This window comes from Streptomyces sp. NPDC001027 (assembly GCF_040299045.1).
Taxonomy (GTDB): domain Bacteria; phylum Actinomycetota; class Actinomycetes; order Streptomycetales; family Streptomycetaceae; genus Streptomyces.
The window spans coordinates 1-1,776 of record NZ_JBEPBI010000548.1; the positions used below are offsets into that span (position 1 = coordinate 1).

The following is a 1,776-nucleotide window of genomic DNA, read 5'->3' on the forward strand; positions in this document are numbered from 1 at the left end:
GGCTCGCTCAGCCGCGACCTCGTCGGCGACAGCCAGCTGCGCTGGCTCGGCCCCGAGAAGGGCGTGATGCACATGGCGATCGGCGCCGTGCTCAACGCCGTGTGGGACCTCGCCGCCAAGCGCGCGGACAAGCCGCTGTGGCAGCTGCTCGCCCACGCCGACCCCGAGTGGCTGGTCTCCCAGGTCGACTTCCGCTACATCGCCGACGCCCTCACCCCCGAGGACGCCCTGACGCTGCTGCGCGAGGGCCGCACCGGCCTCGCCGGGCGGGAGGCGACCCTGCTGGAGAACGGCTACCCGGGCTACACCACCTCCCCGGGCTGGCTCGGCTATTCCGACGACAAGCTCACCCGGCTGGCCAAGCAGGCCGTCGCCGACGGCTTCACCCAGATCAAGCTGAAGGTCGGCGCGGACCGGGACGACGACATCCGCCGCCTGCGCACCGCCCGAGCCGCCGTCGGCAACGGCGTCCGCATCGCCATCGACGCCAACCAGCGGTGGAACGTGCAGGAGGCGGTCGAATGGACCAACGCCCTCGCCGAGTTCGACCCGTACTGGATCGAGGAGCCCACCAGCCCGGACGACGTCCTCGGCCACGCCGCCGTGCGCCGCGCCGTCGCGCCCGTGAAGGTCGCCACCGGTGAGCACGTGCAGAACCGCATCGTCTTCAAGCAGCTCCTCCAGGCCGGCGCCATCGACGTCCTGCAGATCGACGCGGCCCGGGTCGGCGGCGTCAACGAGAACCTCGCGATCCTGCTGCTCGCCGCCAAGTTCGGCGTGCCCGTCTGCCCGCACGCCGGCGGGGTGGGGCTGTGCGAGCTGGTCCAGCACCTGTCGATGTTCGACTACCTGGCGCTCTCCGGCACGACCGAGAACCGCGTCATCGAGTTCGTCGACCACCTCCACGAACACTTCACCGCACCCGTCGTCATGCGCGACGGCCACTACCGTGCGCCGCGCGCGCCCGGCTTCTCCGCCACCATGAAGGAGGAGTCCATCGCCGCGTACCGCTACCCGGACGGCGCCTTCTGGATCGCCGACCGCGCCGCTCAGGGAGGGACCGCATGACCGAACTGTCAGGGCTCAGAGCGATCGTCACCGGGGGCGCGTCCGGCATCGGCCTCGCGACCGCCCGCACGCTGGCGGCGCGCGGCGCGTCGGTCGCCGTCCTCGACCTCGACCCGGACGGCGTCGACGACCCGCTGCTCGGCCTGCGGGCCGACGTCACGGACGACGCCTCGGTGCGCGCCGCGGTGGGACAGGCCGCCGAGCGCCTCGGAGGTCTGGACATCGTGGTGAACAACGCGGGCGTCGGCGCAGTGGGCACCATCGAGGACAACGCGGACGACGACTGGCACCGGGTCCTGGACGTCAACGTCGTCGGCATCGTGCGCGTCACCCGCGCCGCCCTGCCCCATCTGCGGCGCTCCGCCCACGCGGCGGTCGTCAACACCTGCTCGATCGGCGCCACCGCGGGCCTTCCCCAGCGCGCCCTGTACTGCGCCAGCAAGGGCGCGGTCCTCTCGCTCACTCTCGCCATGGCCGCCGACCACGTCCGCGAGGGCGTCCGCGTCAACTGCGTCAACCCGGGCACCGCCGACACCCCGTGGGTCTCCCGGCTGCTCGACGGGGCAGACGACCCCGAGCGCGAGCGCGCCGCGCTCAACGCCCGTCAGCCCATGGGACGCCTGGTCACCGCGGACGAAGTCGCCGCGGCCATCGTCTACCTGGCGAGCCCCGCCGCGGCCTCCGTCACCGGCGCCTCGCTCGCGGTGG

Annotated in this window: 2 protein-coding genes; both read left to right on the top strand. The window is 73.1% G+C overall.

All coding sequences use genetic code 11. The features are described 5' to 3' along the window. Window positions 1-1,068: enolase C-terminal domain-like protein (locus tag ABT300_RS43765; protein ID WP_351688684.1), on the top strand; the 1,068-nt coding region annotated here is incomplete at its 5' end. Further along, on the top strand, window positions 1,065-1,776 hold a 712-nt coding region (locus ABT300_RS43770; RefSeq protein WP_351688687.1), incomplete at its 3' end, for an SDR family NAD(P)-dependent oxidoreductase. The genes ABT300_RS43765 and ABT300_RS43770, both read left to right, overlap by 4 nt.